Origin of the sequence: Pantoea sp. Fr-CA_6, assembly GCF_024520895.1 — a bacterium.
In the GTDB taxonomy this organism is placed as follows: Bacteria; Pseudomonadota; Gammaproteobacteria; order Enterobacterales; family Enterobacteriaceae; genus Pantoea; species Pantoea agglomerans.
In genome coordinates, this window is sequence record NZ_JALNPO010000010.1 from 52,205 (window position 1) to 72,750 (window position 20,546).

The 20,546-nt window shown below is 53.5% G+C and carries 21 protein-coding genes; 10 read left to right on the forward strand and 11 right to left on the reverse strand.

The window, feature by feature from the left end; all coding sequences use genetic code 11:
• Positions 1–42: 42 nt before the first annotated feature.
• Positions 43–228, reverse strand: coding sequence for a DUF2256 domain-containing protein (locus NR201_RS16960; RefSeq protein WP_010671932.1), 186 nt, complete (start codon positions 226–228; stop codon positions 43–45).
• Positions 229–1,100: 872 nt separating this feature from the next.
• Between NR201_RS16960 and NR201_RS16965 the strand changes: the two genes are divergently transcribed.
• On the forward strand, positions 1,101–1,502 hold the full coding sequence (locus NR201_RS16965; RefSeq protein WP_010257055.1) for an H-NS family nucleoid-associated regulatory protein: 402 nt from the start codon (positions 1,101–1,103) through the stop codon (positions 1,500–1,502).
• Positions 1,503–1,731: 229 nt separating this feature from the next.
• Here NR201_RS16965 and NR201_RS16970 read toward each other — a convergent pair whose 3' ends face one another.
• Positions 1,732–2,178: a VOC family protein gene (locus NR201_RS16970; protein ID WP_033781366.1), complete on the reverse strand. Its 447-nt coding sequence runs from the start codon at positions 2,176–2,178 to the stop codon at positions 1,732–1,734.
• Between the two features lie 68 nt (positions 2,179–2,246).
• Positions 2,247–3,809 carry a sensor domain-containing diguanylate cyclase gene (locus NR201_RS16975; protein WP_256850000.1) on the reverse strand — a complete coding sequence of 521 codons (1,563 nt, stop codon included), beginning with the start codon at positions 3,807–3,809 and terminating at the stop codon, positions 2,247–2,249.
• Positions 3,810–4,084: 275 nt separating this feature from the next.
• Between NR201_RS16975 and NR201_RS16980 the strand changes: the two genes are divergently transcribed.
• Positions 4,085–4,486 (forward strand): H-NS family nucleoid-associated regulatory protein, encoded by a 402-nt coding sequence (locus NR201_RS16980; protein ID WP_010671934.1) that lies wholly within the window; start codon positions 4,085–4,087, stop codon positions 4,484–4,486.
• A gap of 91 nt (positions 4,487–4,577) precedes the next feature.
• Here the strand turns inward: NR201_RS16980 and NR201_RS16985 are convergent, their stop codons facing one another.
• Positions 4,578–5,570 carry a GlxA family transcriptional regulator gene (locus NR201_RS16985; protein WP_256850001.1) on the reverse strand — a complete coding sequence of 331 codons (993 nt, stop codon included), beginning with the start codon at positions 5,568–5,570 and terminating at the stop codon, positions 4,578–4,580.
• Between the two features lie 75 nt (positions 5,571–5,645).
• Complete coding sequence (locus tag NR201_RS16990) at positions 5,646–6,425, reverse strand: MBL fold metallo-hydrolase (RefSeq protein WP_010257042.1); 780 nt, start codon at positions 6,423–6,425, stop codon at positions 5,646–5,648.
• Between the two features lie 350 nt (positions 6,426–6,775).
• On the opposite strand from NR201_RS16990, the gene NR201_RS16995 reads away from it, so the two are divergent.
• Entirely contained in the window at positions 6,776–7,444 is a 669-nt protein-coding gene (locus NR201_RS16995; RefSeq protein ID WP_031292291.1) for a DUF2268 domain-containing putative Zn-dependent protease, read from the forward strand.
• 49 nt (positions 7,445–7,493) lie between these two features.
• Here the strand turns inward: NR201_RS16995 and NR201_RS17000 are convergent, their stop codons facing one another.
• The gene (locus NR201_RS17000) at positions 7,494–8,510 is read right to left on the reverse strand and encodes an NAD(P)-dependent alcohol dehydrogenase (protein ID WP_010257039.1); all 1,017 of its coding nucleotides are present in this window, start codon (positions 8,508–8,510) and stop codon (positions 7,494–7,496) included.
• 104 nt (positions 8,511–8,614) lie between these two features.
• Positions 8,615–10,588 (reverse strand): methyl-accepting chemotaxis protein, encoded by a 1,974-nt coding sequence (locus NR201_RS17005; RefSeq protein ID WP_256850002.1) that lies wholly within the window; start codon positions 10,586–10,588, stop codon positions 8,615–8,617.
• Positions 10,589–10,947: 359 nt separating this feature from the next.
• Between NR201_RS17005 and NR201_RS17010 the strand changes: the two genes are divergently transcribed.
• A complete protein-coding gene (locus NR201_RS17010; RefSeq protein WP_256850003.1) occupies positions 10,948–11,187 on the forward strand; it encodes a type II toxin-antitoxin system RelB/DinJ family antitoxin in 240 nt (79 codons plus the stop codon).
• Complete coding sequence (locus NR201_RS17015; RefSeq protein ID WP_033759930.1) at positions 11,187–11,474, forward strand: type II toxin-antitoxin system RelE/ParE family toxin; 288 nt, start codon at positions 11,187–11,189, stop codon at positions 11,472–11,474. The genes NR201_RS17010 and NR201_RS17015 overlap by 1 nt, the downstream gene beginning before the upstream one ends.
• Positions 11,475–11,518: 44 nt before the next feature.
• On the opposite strand, the gene NR201_RS17020 is transcribed toward NR201_RS17015, so the two are convergent.
• Positions 11,519–11,815 (reverse strand): hypothetical protein, encoded by a 297-nt coding sequence (locus NR201_RS17020; RefSeq protein ID WP_256850004.1) that lies wholly within the window; start codon positions 11,813–11,815, stop codon positions 11,519–11,521.
• 201 nt (positions 11,816–12,016) lie between these two features.
• On the opposite strand from NR201_RS17020, the gene NR201_RS17025 reads away from it, so the two are divergent.
• On the forward strand, positions 12,017–12,193 hold the full coding sequence (locus NR201_RS17025; RefSeq protein ID WP_010257023.1) for a general stress protein: 177 nt from the start codon (positions 12,017–12,019) through the stop codon (positions 12,191–12,193).
• 63 nt (positions 12,194–12,256) lie between these two features.
• Here NR201_RS17025 and NR201_RS17030 read toward each other — a convergent pair whose 3' ends face one another.
• Positions 12,257–13,153, reverse strand: coding sequence for a LysR family transcriptional regulator (locus NR201_RS17030; RefSeq protein WP_256850005.1), 897 nt, complete (start codon positions 13,151–13,153; stop codon positions 12,257–12,259).
• 202 nt (positions 13,154–13,355) lie between these two features.
• Between NR201_RS17030 and NR201_RS17035 the strand changes: the two genes are divergently transcribed.
• Complete coding sequence (locus NR201_RS17035) at positions 13,356–14,480, forward strand: MFS transporter (protein WP_158132487.1); 1,125 nt, start codon at positions 13,356–13,358, stop codon at positions 14,478–14,480.
• A 68-nt stretch (positions 14,481–14,548) separates the two neighbouring features.
• A complete protein-coding gene (locus tag NR201_RS17040) occupies positions 14,549–15,574 on the forward strand; it encodes an alpha/beta hydrolase (RefSeq protein WP_256850006.1) in 1,026 nt (341 codons plus the stop codon).
• Between the two features lie 59 nt (positions 15,575–15,633).
• Here NR201_RS17040 and NR201_RS17045 read toward each other — a convergent pair whose 3' ends face one another.
• The gene (locus tag NR201_RS17045) at positions 15,634–18,738 is read right to left on the reverse strand and encodes an efflux RND transporter permease subunit (RefSeq protein WP_045139847.1); all 3,105 of its coding nucleotides are present in this window, start codon (positions 18,736–18,738) and stop codon (positions 15,634–15,636) included.
• Positions 18,739–18,981: 243 nt separating this feature from the next.
• Here NR201_RS17045 and NR201_RS17050 point away from each other — a divergent pair, with 243 nt between their 5' ends.
• Both NR201_RS17050 and yajD read left to right on the forward strand, forming a co-directional pair.
• Positions 18,982–19,263 (forward strand): helix-turn-helix transcriptional regulator, encoded by a 282-nt coding sequence (locus NR201_RS17050; RefSeq protein ID WP_256850007.1) that lies wholly within the window; start codon positions 18,982–18,984, stop codon positions 19,261–19,263.
• Between the two features lie 120 nt (positions 19,264–19,383).
• Positions 19,384–19,731 carry an HNH nuclease YajD gene (yajD, locus tag NR201_RS17055; RefSeq protein WP_256850008.1) on the forward strand — a complete coding sequence of 116 codons (348 nt, stop codon included), beginning with the start codon at positions 19,384–19,386 and terminating at the stop codon, positions 19,729–19,731.
• A gap of 173 nt (positions 19,732–19,904) precedes the next feature.
• On the opposite strand, the gene NR201_RS17060 is transcribed toward yajD, so the two are convergent.
• Entirely contained in the window at positions 19,905–20,435 is a 531-nt protein-coding gene (locus tag NR201_RS17060; RefSeq protein ID WP_256850009.1) for a cyclophilin-like fold protein, read from the reverse strand.
• Between the last annotated feature and the right edge of the window lie 111 nt (positions 20,436–20,546).

A 20,546-nucleotide genomic window follows, 5' to 3' on the forward strand; every position in this document is an offset into this window, starting at 1 on the left:
CTGACTGAGGCCAGGTCAATCCCTGGCCAGCTTTGATCAGCGTCAGAGGTCAGGTTCAGGTTTTATTTCTGTATCATCCTCTTGCCGATCAGTACGCTGCCGCCGGCACCGTTCCGAGCAATACAACACCTCGTCCCAGCATCGTTCCCACTTTTTTCGCCATGACATCGGTTTATTACACGTTTTACAGTAGCGAACCGGTAATGACTTTTTATTGCCTTTGAACACGCCAGTCTCTCCTGAGAACCCCTTATAACGCTGACAATAGCGTCTCTTATACAGTTTAGCTTGCTTGTGAGTAAGTATTGGGGGCAATTGAGATCGCACTGTTTACCGCTTCATCGGCGCATAAGGCAATATGGTACCCGGATGATGTGGCTCAGGTTTCCTTGATTAGCGGACAGCCTCTCTGGCCCCATACGGCGGCTAAAAAGTCATTACGCCCGTAAATAATCAATCCAGGGTCATACAGGTCACGCGTGATTCTGACTGTTTTATCCCCCTTTACTGGGGTTTGTCTCTCCAGGCTTTTAAAACAAAGCCATAACCCGTCTGGTGATGATCGCCTTAACCAGAACGTTAATTAAGTGATAAATTAATCTGATTTCATGACCTTACATATAGTCTGAATAAATCAGCCGCCTGATGGTTATTTTTTAGTAATTTTGCTATGCGTCCTTTACAACCCTATTATGGTGGCATCATGGACATATCCAGCTTTATCTGGAGAAGTATGCACGGTGACTGCCTTTCGGAACAAAGCAGCTCCGTGATTAGCGAAGCGATTCCGCTGGAAAAGCGACGTGAAAGCCCGGTTTATCCATAACGTAACTAAATTATTGAACATCATCAGATGAGGCACCTTTTTGACATTTTGAGCGAAGAGTGTAAAAAAAAGAGTAACTTTACTTTTGTTTAAGGGTCTTACGTTAATTACAGTTTAAACTCTTTGAGAAAGCGATTAATATGTTGGCGTTGAACTATCGGTTCTGTATTTTGATTCTTCGAAGGCAAGCATCTTAAAAAAGCAGGTCTGACGAAAAGCATCAGCGTGAACCCGCTCTGTATTTTATTATCTGAACATGACTATGGTGACTTTGATGAGTGACACTCTCAACAGCTTGAATAATATCCGTACCCTTCGCGCAAACGCTCGCGAGCTTGACCTTGCTGCCCTGGAAGAAATGCTGGAAAAACTGTCGGTTGTGGTGAGTGAGCGACGTGAAGAAGCACAGGCTTCTGAAGCAGCTAATCGTGAAAAAGCTGAGAAACTGGCAAAATACCGTGAATTACTGTTGCAGGAAGGTATCGATCCTAACGAACTGTTAAATGGTATGCCGACTGCACCAGCCGTGAAGAAAAAACGCGCGCCTCGTCCGGCTAAATATCAGTACACCGACGAAAATGGTGAGGTTAAGCAGTGGACTGGCCAGGGCCGTACCCCATCTGCTATTAAATCTGCCATTGATGCAGGTAAATCGCTGGATGATTTCCTGATTTAATCCAGTATGCATAATGAAACACCGCCTGCATCAGGCAGGCGGTTTTTTCACCATAAATCGTCAGGCTCAAGCATCTCAATTACCGGCCAGCCTGTACCCTTTCCTTTCTCATCTTGTTATTGTCTCTCCATCCATAATCCTGCTCAGGCGTTACCCTGAACTCAATAACTGAAAAGCTTTACGCAGTCACGCAACAGGTAATGGGATTCATTCTGTTCTCTCAACCGCTTTATTTATTCAGCGATTGCGTGTTGCGGGCTGTGATAATTTCCAGTCCGATCTGCTGACCATAAGAGAGCTCAAGCGTATTGCCATCAGGATCGGCAAAAAATGCCCAGTAGCCGACTGGCACACCAGATTGCTGCGCGTCGCGTCGTAACACACCTTCGAGCCGTGCGAGTGCCACTTTTTCATCTATCTCTTCACGGCTGCTACAGGCCACCCCTATATGACCAAATGGACCCAGCGGCGTATCTACACTGTTGTCAGATTGCACCAGCACCAGCGCAAAAGGTCGGGTTAAATCCGACAGCCATGCCACTTTCTGTGCTTCAGGAATGCCAGGTTCACGCTGATGTATCACCTGCATCCCGGCATAACGCTGATAAAAATCTACGCTCTTCTCTAAATCCCGTACCTGTAAAGCAAGATGAGTGAAACCGGTATCGTTTGACATGGCCGCTCCCTGTTTAAGTTGAGCAGTCACCATGCCACAGGCAGGATTCAGGATTTGATCACGGATGCTCAGCCGCTACGTTCTTCACACATGGCCTGGTTACGCCCTGCCCGTTTCGCGTGATACAAAGCCTCATCCGCGCGCGCTATCAACGATTCTTTTTCCTGTTGTGAGTCTGAAGCAAGATAGACGGCGCAGCCTGCACTCAGGGTGACGTGCTTTTGCGGCAGTTCCGTGGTGAGATGCGGAATATCGAGCCTGTTAACAGCGTCTATGATCGATTCAGCGAAGTTCAACGCGGCTGACAACGGCTGTCCGGGCAAAATAATGGCAAACTCTTCGCCGCCATATCGGGCCGTAAGTTCGTTTTTGCGGCGGGCGGCGTTTTTCAGAACAGTAGCCACTTTTTTCAGGCAGTCGTCACCCGCCACATGGCCGTAGGTATCGTTGAAACGTTTAAAATAATCGATATCGAGCAGGATTAATGACACCGGCTGGCCACTGCGCTCCGCGTTCTGCAGGCATTCAGTCAGCATGTGATCAAAATGGCGCCGGTTGGCAACACCCGTCAGCCCGTCACTCTGTGCCAGATTTTCCAGTGCGCGATTAGCCGCGGTCAGATCATCGCGTAATCGGGTCAGCTCAAGCTGATAACGCAGCGTATGCCGTGCCTGACGCAGTACAAATGCACCCAGTAAAAGAATAACAATCAGCAGCGCCAGGCTCAGAATCAGATCATGTACCCAGCTCTTGAGCCAGTGGTTAAACAGCGCGCGCTTGTCATATCCCGCGGCCACCACCAGCGGGTATCGCTGTGAGCGGACAAAGCCAAAGATGCGTTTTTTACCATCAAGCGCAGCGGTCCACTGACCGCTGCCTTTATCCGCATGGGCCAGCATCCTGAGGAAAAGCGGACTCACTGAGAGGTTTTTGCCGATGTAGCTATCCGGCATCGGACGGGCGTAAAGCACGGTACTGTCTGCCAGCATCAGTACCAGTACATCGCCTTCGCTAAGTTCATAATAGCTGTAGAAACGGCGGAAATAGTCCACTTTGATGGTGGCGAGTAAGACACCCCGAAAGCCGTTAAAGGCATCGTTCACACGCAGCGTAACCGGGATCACCAGCTCGTGAGTGGTGCGGCTGCGAAGCACCGGGCCGACGTGCAGGGTATCGCGCGGGCTGGTGCGGTGATAATCGAAATATTCACGATCGGAATTATTGATGTCAGGCGGTATCCGGCTCATAGAAGTGGCTATCCATTTCCCCTGCGCATCATAGTAGAACAAACCGTGTAGTTGTGGCAGGTGGCTCTGCAACAGGCGCATCGTCTGGCTCAGCGCCTCGCCATCTACACCGGTTGTGGCAATCTGCTTTTCGAGCTCGCGTTGCACCTCGCGCAAAGAGAGCTCGGTCTGCAAAAATGTATCGTCCGCCTGGCGCGCCTGTGACAGTGACAGATTAACCGCCGTATCTTCAGCTTTATCGACGGTTTCATTCCAGTCTTCCCGCAGCGTCCACACATTTAAGCCAATCACCGCCACGCTGAGCAATACGCCTGAAAGGATAATACTTCTTAGCAGCGGCGAGATTTTTGGCGCTGAACCCTCATTTTTTTGGCGAAACTTCATGCCTGTCCTTAATAAACCCTGTTGACTGATTTAAGCACAGTTAATCAAAAGCAAAAATGCAAATCCCACAATCCTGTTTCAACAATGATAATCCGCAATTAACCAGCAGATTTCGCTTAAAATTTCTTCTTTATTGGTTCAACCAGCACCATTAATAGAGGATTAATAGCGAATAAGACTACACTAGCGCTTCAAATATCACGTGGGTAAATGTTACCCTTGCCAGCTGAATAATTTGCACTTCATTGATTAAGTTGAGTATTTGAGGATTTGTTATGAGTAAGAACCTGAGCAGCCTGAACAATATCCGCACGCTTCGTGCAGAGGCGCGCAATATGGCTTTAGATATGCTGGAAGAGTTACGCCAGAAATTAGAGACCGTGGTAAATGAACGTCGTGAAGAGGAAAATGCGCGAGCAGCGGAAGCGCGTGAGAAAGCAGAAAAACTGGCGTTCTACCAGGAGCTGTTAATGGAAGAAGGGATCAACCCGGCGGAGCTGGTGAAGAGCGCATCCCCCTCGGTAACCGGCAAAAAGAAACGCGCAAAGCGTCCGGCGAAATACCGTTACAATGACGAAAATGGTCAGGTTCGTTACTGGACGGGTCAGGGCCGAACGCCCTCCGTAATTAAGGCGGCCATTGAAAACGGCCAGTCGCTGGATGATTTCCTGCTGTAGTCGCATTTATTTCTGCCGGAATAGTGACCGTCATTACGCGGGAATATTCCGGCAGGCAAAGTCACAGGCGCAGAAATTCATCCGGGCCTGGTCACTCATCGTCCTGTCGTAATGTCTCATCACTCATCACCGGATGCGGCCCCCGAAATGTCCGGCGCCACTCGCTGGGAGAGACGCCAAACCGGGATTTAAAACGCTGACGAAATGATACGGGCGAATCAAAACCCGCCTTTTCTGCCACACATTCAATGCTGATGCCGGTGGTTTCGAGTAATAGCTGGCTGCGTTGCAGACGCTCTGCTGTCAGCCACTCTCCCAGGGACATGCCTGTCGCCTTGTGAAAATGACGCGTCAGCGTTCGCCTGCTCATGCTGAGCGTCCGCGAAAGTGAGTCAAGATCCTGTGGCTGATGCAGATTCTGTCGCAGGGACGCCAGCAACGCGTTGATCTTACTGTCACGCGTTGTTTCCGGAACCGGCCGCTCAATGAACTGCGCCTGACCGCCTTCACGGTAAGGCGGCACCACCATGCGTCTGGCTACCCGATTAGCCATGGCGCTGCCATAGTGGTGACGGATGATATCCAGGCAGCAGTCGATGCCCGCCGCAGTGCCGGCAGAGGTGATCAGACGAGTGTCACGGGTATAAAGAGCATTACTGTCGAGGTGAACCTGCGGAAAGCGCTCGCAGAAGTCACGCTCAAATTCCCAGTGAGTGGCAGCACGATGCTTATCGAGCAAACCTGCATAAGCCAGTACGTAAGTGCCCAGACATAGTCCAACGATCTCTGCGCCGCGCTGCCAGGCTGCCACCAGCTTATCAAGCAGCGCCTGCGCAGGTTTTTCAGCCGGATTATGCCAGTAGGGCACGATAATAATGTCCGCCTGATCAAGCGGGTCAAGACCCTGTTCCACCGTAATTGACAACCCCATCTCTGAGATGACCGGGCCTGGTTTCAGTGCGCAGATATCGACATGAAACAGATCCGGCTGCGGCAGGGCTGAGCCGAACAGAATACAGGGAACTGAAAAATGAAACGGACTAAAACCGGCCGTTGCCAGCACCGCGACTCTCAGAGCAGCCATCCTCTCCCCCTTATTGTGTGACAGCGTAGTGTTGAGAACTCACGGCACAATTGTGCCGGTTTAGTGCCACGACGCTCAGAACGTCATTGTGTCACCATCTTCCGGGATCAGCACCTGGTCAGCAATACCCTGTTCGGTAGTCCAGGCACGCAGCTCCGCGCGCGTCAGCAAACAGTGGTTGATCGCCTCCATGTGTGAGGCAACCAGCGTTGCGTCAGGCAGGATATTCAGCGTGCGCTGGGTATCCTCTTTTCCCATGATAATCGGGCCATAGAGATCGTTGGTTGCATTGCCGATATTCATTACCACCACCTGCGGCTGAAAACGTTGCAGCGCTCTGACATAGGGTTTGACCCATACGGTATCGCCAGCTATATAGAGGGTTTTTTCTGCCGGATGGGTAAAGACCAGGCCACAGGCGTCACCCAGAATATCGCCCATCACTTTGTCGGCATATAACGCATTGCTGCCGTGCTGACCGTCGGTTTTATAAATCGTCAGGCCATCAACAAACGGATTCTCATCCTGCAGCACGCGAACATTTTCAAACCCCTGCGAACGAATCAGCGCTGCATCCGTTTCATCCTGGCTGTAGATCATCATCGTCTTCGGCACTAGCTGCTGCGCAGCCTCATCCCAGTGATCCATATGCGTGTGGGTGATAATAACCGCATCGACTGCCAGCAGTGCAGCGACCGGGACAGGCAGCTCAACCATCGGATTTCTCAGATGGGGACGGGCATTTCCGGCAAATCCGGGCCAGGCCTCTTTTTCGGCCAGCATCGGGTCGATCAGGAATTTTTTGCCTGCATAGTCCAGTAGCAGGGTGGCATTACGAATCTGGGTCAGCTTCATTTTGGCTCCGTAAACAGTTTCAGTGAAATCAGCCAGGCTTACTGGCTACCATAAGATCACTTTACGGCACTGTTTACCTGCGCGTGACAGGCTCAGAGGACAGTGTTCGATGGAAACGGGCCAAACTGCACTATTTTCTTGTGGCAGGGTATCTATCGGTGCTGGCGTCGCGACGAGACAGCCCTGAATGTTCAGGAATGGCAGGCGTTCCGGAAGTTGCTTTTAACTCTTTACCGACAACGATAACGCTTTCTTCCGGTGTCTGTTTAAAGCATTGCCGGTTAAGGTATTAGTAGCTCTGGCGGGTCCCGGACCTGTGTTCTGATTATCAACCTTTGACAGGAGAGTTTGTGAACGACTTATGGAAATTGCACTGGCTGGAGGCATCGGGTGATGTTGGGCCTTATAAATCGTCAATAGTCAGGGCCGCTGAGCTCGCCTGCGAGCACCTCTCCTCCGTGACACGTGTCCCTCGTCTGGATATTCTGGTTCAGTGCATGCCGGAGGCAGTAATACCTGAAACCGGTTTTGCAGGCCGGGCTTACGGGCCCACCCTGTTCGGCCTGGCCATTGACCCGGCAAATCCGAATCTGCCCGGGATGCTGGAAAATGGCACGCTGGTGCGGCATATCGTGCATGAAGTCCATCACTGTTTGCGAATGCGCGGGCCGGGATATGGCTGGACGCTGGGTGAAGCGCTGGTCAGCGAAGGTCTGGCGGGTCAGTTCGTCTGCTGGCTGCTTAAAACGGCAGCAGAGCCCTGGGAGCAAGCCATAGAGCTAAGCGAGTTGCAGGCTAATCCAGTGCCGCTGACCACGCTGCAAAGTCCTCATTATGATCATTCTGCCTGGTTCTTCGGCACGGGTGACTTTCGCCGATGGTATGGCTATACGCTGGGCTACCAGATGGTTGCCGCATGGCGCCGTGATAACGCGGAATGTGCTACAGAGAAATGGTTCAGCGTGACAGCCGATGAGGTGATTGCCGCGGGGCTGGCTAAGGGACTGCTGACAAATTGAGGATAAAAAAATGCCGCAGCAGGCTGCGGCATGTCATTTCAGATTCGCATCAGAAATCGGCTTTCAGAACCACACGGTAATTGGCTTTACCGGCGCGAACGTGATCCAGCGCTTTATTGATGTCAGACATCGGGAAGAACTCAACCTGTGGCGCAATATCCGCACGCGAGGCGAGTCGCAGCAGCGAACGCAGCTGGCCTGGTGAGCCGGTTGATGAACCGGTCACCGCTTTGTCGCCCAGGATCAGATCGAAAGCACTCACTTCAATCGGCTTCATTACGGCACCCACGGTGTGGAATTTACCCTGAGGTGCCAGCGCAGCGAAATAAGGTTTCCAGTCCAGGTCGACCGCCACAGTACTCAGGATCAGGTCAAAACGGCCTGCCTGCTTTTTCAGAGCTTCTGGATCACGGCTGTTAACCACTTCATCCGCGCCCATATCCAGGATCGACTGCTTCTTATCTGGCGTTGAGCTGAATGCCACCACTTCGGCACCCATCGCGTGCAGGATCTTGATTGCGATATGGCCCAGTCCGCCGATACCAATCACACCCACACGGCTGGTTGCCGTGATGTTGCTCATCAGCAGCGGTTTAAACACGGTGATACCGCCACACAGCAGCGGACCGGCGCTCGCCACATCCAGTTTTTCTGGCAGCGGAATAACCCATTGCCAGTCAGCACGCAGCTTCTCGGCAAAACCACCTTTGTTCATGATGGTCGGGATGCTGCCCTGCTGACAGTTAACCTGCTCGCCGTTAATACAGGCATCGCAGTGCTGACAGCTTTTTGCTGTCCAGCCGATTCCTACACGCTGGCCGACTGAAAGACCTTTGTTCTTAGCCGCTTCGCCCAGGGCTGAAACCCGGCCAATAACTTCATGTCCTGCAATCACCGGGAACTGAGAGATGCCCCACTCGTTGTCGATCATCGACAGATCTGAGTGGCAGACGCCACAATATTCGACCTGGACTTCGACTTCTTCGGCTGCCAGTTCGGCGGCATCGTACTCATAGAGTTCAAGGGCCTGGCCAGCCTGCATGGCTGCATAACTTTTAATTTTCATTCATACCTCTGCGTGGTTAATCACCGACAAGTGTAACAACTGAAAGCCCGCCCTGCCTGGTCGTTACGCTTACACCGCACTTTTTTGTCTTTTATGCTGATAAATCAGGCCTTAACCTGCGCACCGGAAAGAGTTTGTAACACCTTGAGCTGCGCGACGGCCTCCTGCATTGCATCCATCCCCTGCGTCAGTTCACGCAGGCTGCCAAGATGCTTCGCAATATCAGCGCGCTCATGTCGCGTCTGTTGATTCATGGCCGCCAGCGTATCGGCTGCACTGATACTGCGCTCTGCCATCTGGGCGGCGGTCTGCGCCGAATCACTGGCCACCAGCCGGATACGTGAGATGGTGCTGACTGCCTCACCGATGTTACTGGCCGTAGCTTCAGCCTGCTCTTTTGAGGAGTGCGCCAGACGACGAACTTCGCCCGCGACCACAGCAAATCCCCGCCCAGCCTCGCCTGCACGAGCCGCTTCTACTGCGGCATTCAGCGCCAGGATGTTGGTCTGGAAAGCAATATTGCTGATGCCATGCGTAATCTCATTGATGCCGTTGGAAATTTTCTCCAGATCGTCCAGACCATCATCCAGCCGGCCCTGCGCCTGCTGACTCTCGGTGGCGATGTTACTGATGTTACGGATACTGCTCTCTGCCAGGCTCAGGGTTTCTCCCTGGCTCTGAGTGGCTGTTTCCAGCACCGGCAGCGCCTCCATCAGCGGCGTCAGCGCCTGCTGATAAGTGATAACCCGATCCAGCACCCGCGTCTGGATGCTGTTCAGCGCTTCCCAGCGGCGCAACGCTCGCTGCGCGTAGTGTGCCGCGTAGCCGGCGTACTCTACCGGGAACTGGCTCATCGCTTTGACGTCATGATTAAAGAACACCAGCGCGGAGAGCGTCTGATTGATGGGCACACCCAGGATTTCGCCGAAGCTGGAAAAACCGGCGGCGGCAATGCCTTTGAAGAAATGGGCATTATGCAGCTTATCGGCATTACCGACACGGCGCAGGATACAGTCGTTCATCAGGATCGCCGCGGGTTTGCCATGCTGAGCGGTAAAAGCCTGCCACTCCTGCTGCGTCGTCTGTTTAAAGTCTTTCTCTTCCATCAGGAACAGTCGATCGCCAAACTCAAGATCGCAGAAAAAGTGTACGCCGCCCGATTCAATTTTGGCGATCGAGCGAATAAAGTACTCGCCGCCAACTTTAACGCCGAAAGTGAGTCCCTTTAGCCGTTCGCTGAGTTGCGCTTCGCTGCAGTTAAGATGTTCACATAGCGCCGCAACAAACGATTGCTGCTGCCCCTGGCGGTTAAATACTGACGTTACAGTACGCGCAACCGGATCGGCTTCAGCAATCAGCCAGCTCTGATCGCGTGGCGTAAAGTTCTGGCTTTTAAAAGGAGCAAATGATTTTCCTGGCGCCATCTGGCAGAACACAATCACCGCCTTGCCCTGCAACACCTTGCCACCTGTACCAATCCAGGTGCCATCAAAGGTGATTTTGCCTCCCGCCGAACCGCCAATCGCCAGGCAGGGAAAGCGCCCGCTGTTATACCAGGCCTGCATCAGAAAGCCTTCGGATGCCGATAATCCGTCGCAGTAAATCATGGCGAAAGTACGATCGGCCGAGAGCGGCATCCGCACCTGCAAGCGCGCCAGCTCCTGCTGGATGGCGGTGATGCGCTGGCTGGCAGTCTGCGTGTCGGCGACATGCAGATCAACAATATGCGTCTCATGGCGTGCGATCAGTGTGTCCGGCAGCCAGAGGTAGCTTCCCTCCGGGCCATTGCCATCACAGTAGGTGCTTTGCGATCTGCTGCTGCTCAGCGCGCCGTTGGAAGAGAGCGTCAACACCGTCAGGTCGGCGGAATTGAATCGCTGCCAGGCCTTACTGACCCGCTGAAAATCGGCTTCAGGCGGAACGAAGGTCATCAGGATGCCGCCCGCCCGCGAGCTTAAACCCACGGAGGCCAGTGAATCTGGCAACGCACGACAATCGTAGGTGCCATTGGCAGGCTGACTGCTACGCCTAAGACGGGCAACAGGCAGGTGTCTTTTGATCGTCTTAATGATCGACATATTATTATTTTCGCTTTTATTTGAGTAATTTGCGCTTAAATTAGCGCTTTCTGGTGTGTATAAAAGGAGGGCTAAAAGCAGGTCCGTTCGCGTTCAGAACTCGTCGCGGAGTGCCGGGTTCATCAATGATCGGCGCGCTCAACGCCTGTTGGTTATCGCCAGTAGCGGGAAAACCTTTAACGATTGCTGCAGTTGGTTTAATGGATGAAGATGTTATATTTTCGTAGCATAAAATAAGCTTTAGCGTGATTTTACCGGGAAGATATAAGGCTGTGCGGGTGACTGATGTTTACTGTTTGCGATACAGACTCATCAGTGCGACAATTGTAATGTCAAGTGTAAATACAAAGGAACTCGCTATGGGCACAATTAACATTCGAATCGATGATGACCTGAAGACACGATCCTATGCTGCGCTCGAAAAAATGGGTGTGACTCCTTCTGATGCGCTGCGCCTGATGCTTGAATATATTGCAGATAATGAACGTCTTCCCTTTAAGCAAACGTTACTCAGTGACGAAGATGCGGCGTTAGTAGACATAGTTAAAGAACGCCTGCGAAACCCTGAGCCTATCCGGGTCACACTGGATGACCTTTAATGACCTGGCAACTGGAGTTCGATCAGAGGGCACTGAAAGAGTGGCGCAAGCTGGGCCCGACAGTACGTGAACAGCTTAAAAAGAAGCTGGCTGAGTGTCTTGAGTCACCCAGAATTGAGGCGAACAAACTCAGCGGGATGCCTGACTGCTATAAGATCAAGCTAAAGTCATCCGGTTATCGACTTGTATACCAGGTTATTGATGACCGGGTGGTGGTTTTTGTGGTGGCTGTCGGGAAAAGAGAGCGCTCAGAGGTTTATTCTGCCGCTTCCAGGCGTCTCTCTTAAACAGGAGACTTCACCGCTAACAAACAAAGCGGCGCTATTTCTGTTTATCTGTCACTCTGATGGTTCCAGTGCTGTTCGCAGCGCTCCCGAGCTTCGGCAGGCAGGTCGCGTAAATCTGGCAGCGTGTCGCCGGAACCGTAGCCCATTGATCCCCTCGCTTCCTGCTGTTCATCCTGCGCGGCGAACGTAATTTTCTCATCCAGCTGCTGCCAGCTATCGCCCTGCTGCCGGTAGATGACAGCAAAAGTGGGCGTCTGTGCATCATCGCCGTAAATCTCATATTTCTGCTTCTGCTCGTCAGAGCCCAGCTCAAGCGTATCGATTAAGGTCGCATTACTCATAGCACTCTCCTTTTTCGTCAGGTCTGTAAGCGTAGTTCATCACCTACGGCCCTGCCGACACTATCCCCCTTCGAAAAATTAACATCACTATTATCAATCAATTAAGTATGTGCATTTGCATAAACGAAGCGGACGACTATGCTTGCAGATGTGACTAGCTAGTCCTTTTTATCTAATGGAACATTGATATGAGGTCTTCCTATGACACAACAGAAATACAGAGGTGGTGCCGGCAATTTTGCCAACGATCCAGAACGGGCGAGTGAAGCTGGCAGTGCAGGAGGCAAGGCCAGTGGGGGCAATTTCAAAAACGATCCTGAAAAAGCCAGGGAAGCCGGTCGGAAAGGAGGCAAAATTAGTCGCCGTCCTTCTAAGTAATTCTGAATAAAGCGCTTTAGGACGTATTACGCCATGGAATGGCATCTATTCCAATAAGTTTCATCATGCCCCCTCTTTTAGCCTTAATGCCTCTCTGACCAGGGTAAAAGCGGGGGAATGTTGCTTGCGGCTGGGATAGTAGAGGTAATAGCCGGGAAACGGCTCGCACCAGCGCTCCAGCACGCGGATCAAGGTGCCCTGCTCCAGCCCTTCTGCGACTTCCTGCTCAGGCAGGAAAGCGATCCCCAGCCCGGCGAGAGCCGCTTCTGCAATGTGTGCCGAAGTGTTGAACGTCAGTTGTCCATCTACCCGCACATTTAACGGCCCCTCTTCACCGTCAAACTCCCAGACGTACAACCCACCCGCTGTCGCCTGCCGCATGTTAATGCAGTTGTGATGCAGCAAATCTTGCGGAACCTGCGGCGCAGCATGACGCCGAAAGTAGTCGGGCGTGGCCACCGCAGCCATCCGTAATGGCGGGCTTATCGGCATCGCTACCATGTCTTTATCAATGGTGTCCCCCATCCTGACCCCTGCATCAAATCGGTCGGCCACGATATTGCGTAAGCCATGATTAGCATCGAACTCAAGCCGGATATCAGGATAAGCCGCCAGCAATGGCGCCAGCTTTGGCATCAGGAGCGAGCTAAGAATATGCGGCCCGCAGGTGATCCGTACCGTGCCGGCTGGCTTGTCCCGCATCGCGGTCAGCATATCCAGTTCCGCCTCAATTTCATCGAACCGATTGCCAATCGCCTGGATTAACCGTTCACCCGCCGCGGTCGGTGAAACGTTACGGGTCGTGCGGGTAAGCAGCCGAATCTCCATCCGGTTTTCCAGCGCGGTAATGGTCTGACTTAACGCGGGCTGCGTCACGCCCAGCAGCGCTGCCGCGCGGGTAAAGCTGCCCTCACGCGCCACGGTAATAAAAGCCTGCAGGTCATTCATGTTGCGATTCATACTGCACTCCCGCCGATAGATTTATAAGGTCTGGTTATAACCCCATTAAGAATTCATTAGCTAGTCAATATAAAGCGAAACAGTAAAATTTCCTGAGTTCATCAGCACCGCAAACAATGAAACAGGACACAACATGACTTCCACGGAAACAACTGACTGTTCCCCCCGGCATAAAGAAGCGCACTGGGGTGGTGTCTGGGCAATGACGCTGTGTGTATTCGCGCTCATCGCCTCTGAATTCATGCCGGTCAGCCTGTTATCGCCGTTATCACAAGATCTGGCGGTCAGCGAGGGTCTGGTCGGACAGGGCATCGCTATCTCCGGCGCACTGGCAGTGATCACCAGCCTCTCAATAACCCGCATCGCAGGGAACCTCGACCGCAAAATTCTGTTGCTGGCGCTCACGCTGGTAATGGCACTATCCGGATTGATGGTGGCGATGGCACCCAACTATCTGACTTACATGACTGGCCGGGCATTGATTGGCGTGGTGATTGGCGGTTTCTGGTCGATGTCAGCGGCGGTCGCTATCCGGCTGGTCCCCTCCGGGCAGGTGCCGCGCGCGCTGGCCATTTTCAACGGCGGCAATGCGCTGGCGACGGTTATCGCTGCACCGCTGGGCAGCTATCTCGGTTCTGTCATTGGCTGGCGCGGGGCTTTTTTCAGCCTGGTGCCGGTAGCCTTGATCGCCCTGATCTGGCAAACGTTCACGCTGCCATCGATGCCGGTCAACTCGGCCCGGCAGCGCAGCGGAAAAATTCTGCAGCTGCTGCGTTCGCCGCTGGTTACGGTGGGTATGACCGCCTGCGGCCTGCTCTTTATGGGCCAGTTCACCCTGTTTACCTATCTCCGTCCGTTTCTGGAAACCGTGACGCAGGTTGACGTTTCTGCGCTGTCGCTGGTGCTGCTGACCATTGGTGTCGCCGGCTTTATCGGCACGCTGATTATCAGTGCTGTTTTGCAGCGCGGATTCTATCTGACCCTGATGATCATCCCGTTGATTATGGCGCTGGTTGCGGTGCTGCTCATGGTGTTTGGTCATCACCTGTGGCTGGTGGCGCCACTGCTTGGCATCTGGGGACTGGTGGCAACAGCGGCACCAACCGGATGGTGGGCCTGGATCGCCAGAACCTTTCCGGAAAATGCCGAGACCGGTGGCGGATTAATGGTGGCCATCGTACAGCTGTCGATTGCTTTGGGGTCGACGCTGGGTGGCCTGGCCTTTGACCATGCAGGCTGGCAGACCACCTTTGCCATCAGCGCCACATTACTGGTCACTGCCGCCGGACTGGCGATGATCACCGCCCGTAAGGAAAGCGCTGCCTGATAGCAGATGTGTTGTTTAACCGGGCAACCCGTTGCCCTCATGTCGTCAACCCCGATAAGGATCTTCTTATGAGAGCATTAACCCTGATGTTTGGACTGTTGATCAGTTCATTTGCGGCCAGCGCTGCCGATATGTCACGCGGCGCCGATAACTTTTATCAAAGCGATAAAGTCACCCGCGAGAAAGTCACCTTTAAAAACCAGTATCAGATGGGTGTGACCGGCACGCTGTACAGACCAAAAGAGGCCGGTAAAACGGCGCGCCTTCCGGCGATTGTGGTAGGTCATCCGATGGGCGCAGTCAAAGAGCAGAGCGCCAGCCTCTATGCGCAGAAAATGGCTGAGCAGGGATTTGTTACCCTGGCAATTGATCTTTCATTCTGGGGCGAAAGTGAAGGTCAGCCACGCAACGCGGTCTCTCCGGATATCTATGCCGAAGACTTCAGCGCCGCCGTGGATTACCTGGGTACCCGCGAATTTGTCGATCGCGACAGGATTGGTGTGCTGGGTATCTGTGGCAGTGGCAGTTTTGTCATCAGCGCAGCGAAGATTGATCCCCGCATGAAAGCCATTGCTACCGTCAGCATGTATGACATGGGGTCAGCCAACCGTAATGCGCTGAATAAAAGCCAGACACTGGCGCAGCGCAAGCAAATCATTGAAGCGGCGGCACAGCAACGCTATGTAGAGTTCACCGGGGGTAAAACTGAGTACACCAGTGGTACACCACATAAAATTGATGCTGATTCGCCTCCGATAGCCAAAGAGTTCTATGATTTTTACCGGACGCCTCGCGCTGAGTTCACACCGAAAAACAGTTCAGCTGCGCTGACCACGCACCCGACGCTCACCAGCAACGTGAAATTCATGAACTTTTATCCGTTTAATGACATTGAGACCATCTCACCGCGCCCGATGCTCTTCATCACGGGTGATAAAGCGCATTCACGCGAGTTCAGCGAAGATGCGTTCCAGCGTGCGGCACAGCCCAAAGAGCTCTATATCGTGCCTGATGCAGGCCATGTGGACCTTTATGACCGCACTGACCTGATCCCGTTTGCGAAGCTGACCGCCTTCTTTAAACAGCATTTGTAATCTTCCGCTGATCATTGATCCCAGCCCGTCTGCAGCCGCCTGCAGACGGGCTTTCTGCGTTATTGGCCTTTGCGATGGCGGGTCAGGTAGTGCTTCACCAGGACAAAGAAGAGCGGAACAAAGAACAGCGCCAGTACCGTGCCTGCCAGCGTACCGCCGATGATACCGGTACCGATGGCGATGCGGCTGTTAGCACCGGCGCCCGTCGCCACCGCCAGCGGGATCACCCCGGCGATAAAGGCCAGCGACGTCATCATAATCGGCCGCAGACGGGTTCGCGCTGCCTGCAACGCAGCCGCGCTCAGCGAACTTCCCCGACGAACCGCATCCTCCGCAAATTCGATGATCAGTATCGCGTTTTTGGAGGTGAGTCCGACCGTGGTCAGCAACGCCACCTGGAAGTAGATATCGTTGCTTAATCCGCGCAGTGCCACCGCCAGCACGGTACCCAGCACGCCGAGCGGCACCGCTAACAGCACGGAGAAAGGCACCGACCAGCTCTCATACAGCGCAGCAAGACAGAGGAACACCACCAGAATCGAGATGGCATACAGCGTGGTTGACTGCCCGCCCGCCTGCTTCTCCTGCAGCGAAAGACCGCTCCATGCCCCTGTGGTCCCTGCCGGGAGTTCATTGGCCAATCGCTCAATGGTGTTCATGGCATCGCCGGAGCTGAACCCTTCGGCGTTCTGCCCCTGTATTTCGTAGGAGGCAGAACCGTTGTAGCGGTTAAGGCTTTCGGGTCCCATGGTCCATCGGGTCGAGGCAAACGCCGAGAATGGCGTCATGGTGCCCTCACTGTTACGGATGTACCATTTATCCAGATCCGAAGGTGATGAACGATACTGACCGTCGCCCTGCACATAGACCCGCTTTACCCGACCCCGGTCGATGAAGTCATTGATATAGGCACCGCCCCAGGCGCTGGTCAGCGTATCGGTCACGTCATCCAGCTGCAGTCCCAGTGCCACCGCTTTGCTGGTATCAATATCGACCTGCAACTGCGGCGTTTGCGGCAGGATATTGGCCCGTACGCCGAGCAGTTCCGGACTTTGCGCTGCGCTTTGTAGCAGCTGATCGCGCAGGTTGCCCAGTTGCTCACGCGTGGTGCCACCACTGGCCAGCAGCTCATAAGTAAAGCCGTTGTTCTGTCCCAGACCCGGCACCGACGGCGGCGTCAGCGCAAAGATCTGCGCATCCCGAATCGACGCCAGCGCGTAGGTGGCGCGCCCGGCAATCGCTTCGGCAGAGTTTTCACTACCCGGTCGCTGATCCCAGTTCTTAAGCTTAATAAACGCCATACCGGCATTCTGCGCAGCACCGCTGAAGTTAAAACCGTTGATGGTGAAGACCACATCAATATTCTGTTTCTCTTCAGTCAGGAACCAGTCAACAATCTGCTGATTGACTGCCTCAGTGCGACTGGCCGTGGCACCCGCTGGCAATGTCGCCTGAAGCATGATGCTGCCCTGATCTTCAGTCGGCAGGAAGCTACCCGGCAAGCGGGTAAACATAACAAACAGCACAACGCCCATTGCCGCATAAAGCGATACCATGATCAGCGGACGGCGCAGAGTGCTCACCACTTTGTGACGATACTGGCGCTCGGTGGCGGCATAAAAGCGGTTAAAACCGCCAAAGAAGCCTTTACGATGGGGTGAGGTCGGCCGCAGCAACATGCCACACAGTGCAGGCGTCAGGGTCAGTGCCACCACCACGGAGAAGGTCATGGCGGCGATGATGGTGATGGAGAACTGCCGGTAAATCACACCGGTCGACCCGGCGAAAAAGGCCATGGGCAGAAATACCGCGGATAGCACCAGCGCGATAGCCACCAGCGCGCCGGAGATCTCTTTCATCGACTTTTCCGTTGCCTCACGCGCCGGCAGACCTTCGTCATGCATAATGCGTTCGACGTTTTCGACGACCACGATGGCATCATCCACCAGCAGCCCGATGGCCAGCACCATAGCAAACAGCGTCAGGGTATTGATGGTGTAGCCGCACAGCGCCAGTACGCCAAAGGTGCCGAGCAGTACCACCGGCACCGCCAGCGCCGGGATCAGCGTCGCACGGATATTCTGCAGGAACAGGTACATCACCACTACCACCAGCGCAATCGCTTCGATCAGGGTGATCACCACATCCTCAACGGAGATTTTGATGAAGTCAGTGCTGTCGAGTGCATAAGCCACCTCATAACCTTCCGGCATTGAGTGGCGATACTCTTCAACTTTGTTTTTCACCAGCGTCGCGGTGGCCAGCGCATTCGCGCCCGGCGCCAGCATCACACCGACACCCGCCGCAGGATGCCCGTTGAGTCGGGTGGTCATGTCATAGGATTCGCCGCCCAGCTCCACCCGCGCCACATCACCCACACGCACGATGGCACCGCTTTTGTCGCTTTTGACGATGATGTTTCGGAACTGCTCTGGCGTTTGCAGTCGCGACTGCGCTCTGACCGTGGCGGTGAGCTGCTGATTATCAGGCGATGGCAGGCCGCCGATTTTACCGGCTGAAACCTGAATGTTCTGCGAGCGTATCGCCGCCGACACATCGGAGGGCTGCAACGCAAAGGAGTTTAGTTTGAAGGGATCGAGCCAGATGCGCATCGCGTATTGACCGCCGAACACCTGGATGTCACCGACGCCTTCGGTCCTGGCCAGCGGCTCCTGCATATTACTGACCAGCCAGTCACCGATATCCGTGCTGTTGCTTTTGCCCGTGGTGTCATACAACCCCATCACCAGCAGGAAGTTTGACTGCGATTTGGTCACGGTAACACCAAGCTGCTGCACTTCGCTGGGCAGACGGGAGAGCGCCTGCTGCACCTTGTTCTGCACCTGCACCTGAGCCGTGTCCGGATCGGTGCCCTGACTGAATGTGACGGTAACCGACACATTCCCCTGTGAACTGCTGCTGGAGGTAAAATAGAGCAGATTATCCAGCCCGGTAAGCTGCTGCTCGATCACCTGCGTGACGCTGTTCTCCAGCGTTTCCGCAGAAGCACCAGTGTACGTTGCGCTGATATTCACCGAAGGCGGCGCAACATCGGGATATTGTTCAACCGGCAACAGGGTAATGGAGAGCGCGCCAAGCAGCATGATTAAAATGGCAACAACCCATGCGAAAACGGGACGATAAATAAAAAAACGAGAAAACATCAGCGGGATCTCTTCCTTTTGGGCGGGTGCAAAACCTGCATTCCTGCAGGCTAACAAACAGCGTTGATTATAGGGTGTAACCTCAGGCTGAACATCCTGACGTGATCTTTTCTTAAGGCTGGCTGAGTGCGGCGCTCTTCTGTTGATTAATCTATTTGGTGCTGGCGCAAGTTTGAGTCTCTGGACTGCTCCAGTAAGCACTGTAAAATCGCCGTTCTTGTCGCAGACTTCAGGAGATGCTCGATGGCGCATAAAACCCTGGCTGAGATGAAAGCCAGACTGATGCAAAGAGATGATTTTCAGGCAGCCTATGAAGCTGAAGCGCGCAAGGAGCGACTACAGGCCTTGTTAGCTGAATGGCGCAGTCATGCAGGATTAAATAGTGCTGATGTCGCTGCCAAGATGGGTATCGCCCCCTCCACGCTCTCACGTATGGAAAAAAACATTACGTCAGCCAGCGTGGAGAATCTTTCTAAATACGCGAGAGCATGTGGCGTAAAGGCGGCTACGCTGATTTTCAGCTAACCTTCGGGATTTTAAAGCCTCCCGTCCCGAGGAACACGATGATTTCTTCTTCTGTTCCGTTATGGGATATATTGGCATCACTATCGTGAAATTTTCTCTGCATAACAGGTTATCCCGGCAATGGCTTTGATCCCTAAAAACTATACGCGGCTGGAAAGCGGCTACCGTGAGAAAGCACTTAAAATCTATCCGTGGGTGTGTGGACGCTGCTCACGCGAGTTTGTTTATTCAAACCTGCGCGAACTGACGGTTCACCATATCGATCACGATCATACCAACAACCCGGAAGATGGCAGTAACTGGGAGTTGTTGTGTCTCTATTGTCATGACCACGAGCACTCAAAGTACACCGAGGCTGACCAGTATGGCACCCGTGTAGTGGCTGGCGAGGACGCACAAAAAGATGCTGGTGAGGCCACCTACAATCCCTTTGCTGACCTGAAGTCGATGCTGAATAAGAAGAAGTAATGGCTGAACTGTCAGGCTGGCCGACCGGCCTGACAGTGTCGCTTCCCGAAGAGAATCACAATGTCTGGCCACGGCCAGAACATAACGTAGTCCGTCATGCCAGAGGTCACCCTGGCCAGACTCAGCGCGATATGAATCCTTTACCAGCCGGTTATTTCAGATTTTGATATCAGTTATGGCCGGGAGAACCGTACGTCAATCCCCCCCTCACCGACACGCTTTTTGAGGCTATCTGTCGACAGCACCTTTCCTATTGGCGTGTAGCTATAGGAGGTCTGGAATGTCTCGTAAAAAAGAACCAGCGTCTTATTGCCATACAGCATCACATCGCCCTGCTGGATCGTGCCGGGTTTATGCGGATCGCTATTAAGAGCAGCAGGCAGGTCTGCAAACTTCTCATTGCCGTTCAGCTCCTCCATCGTCATGGTCAGCGGGAGTTGCTGTACAAATGCTTTCGCGGTGGCGTTATCAGCCAGCGCAATCTCATACGACTGATGGTTGATCGTCATAATAATCTTCATGGGACGCAGCTCTCCTGCCCGAACCGGGCCACTGGCTTTAACGGGCATCAGACTATAGGTGGAAAGTAAAACCAGCAAAAGTAAGGCTCTTTTCATAAGGTTGCTCTCCGGATTATGGCGCATCTGTTCAGACATGGAGTGCGTTACTGCGATCGCCGTCCAGCCCTGAATAAACTGGCTCACTTACCCGCCGTTATCTGATGGTAAAGATTTATCCTTCACCCTTTCCCTGCACCATCACCCTGTCGGCGGAACTCGCGCGCCGCTTATTCTGCAACAGCCCGGATGCGCTGC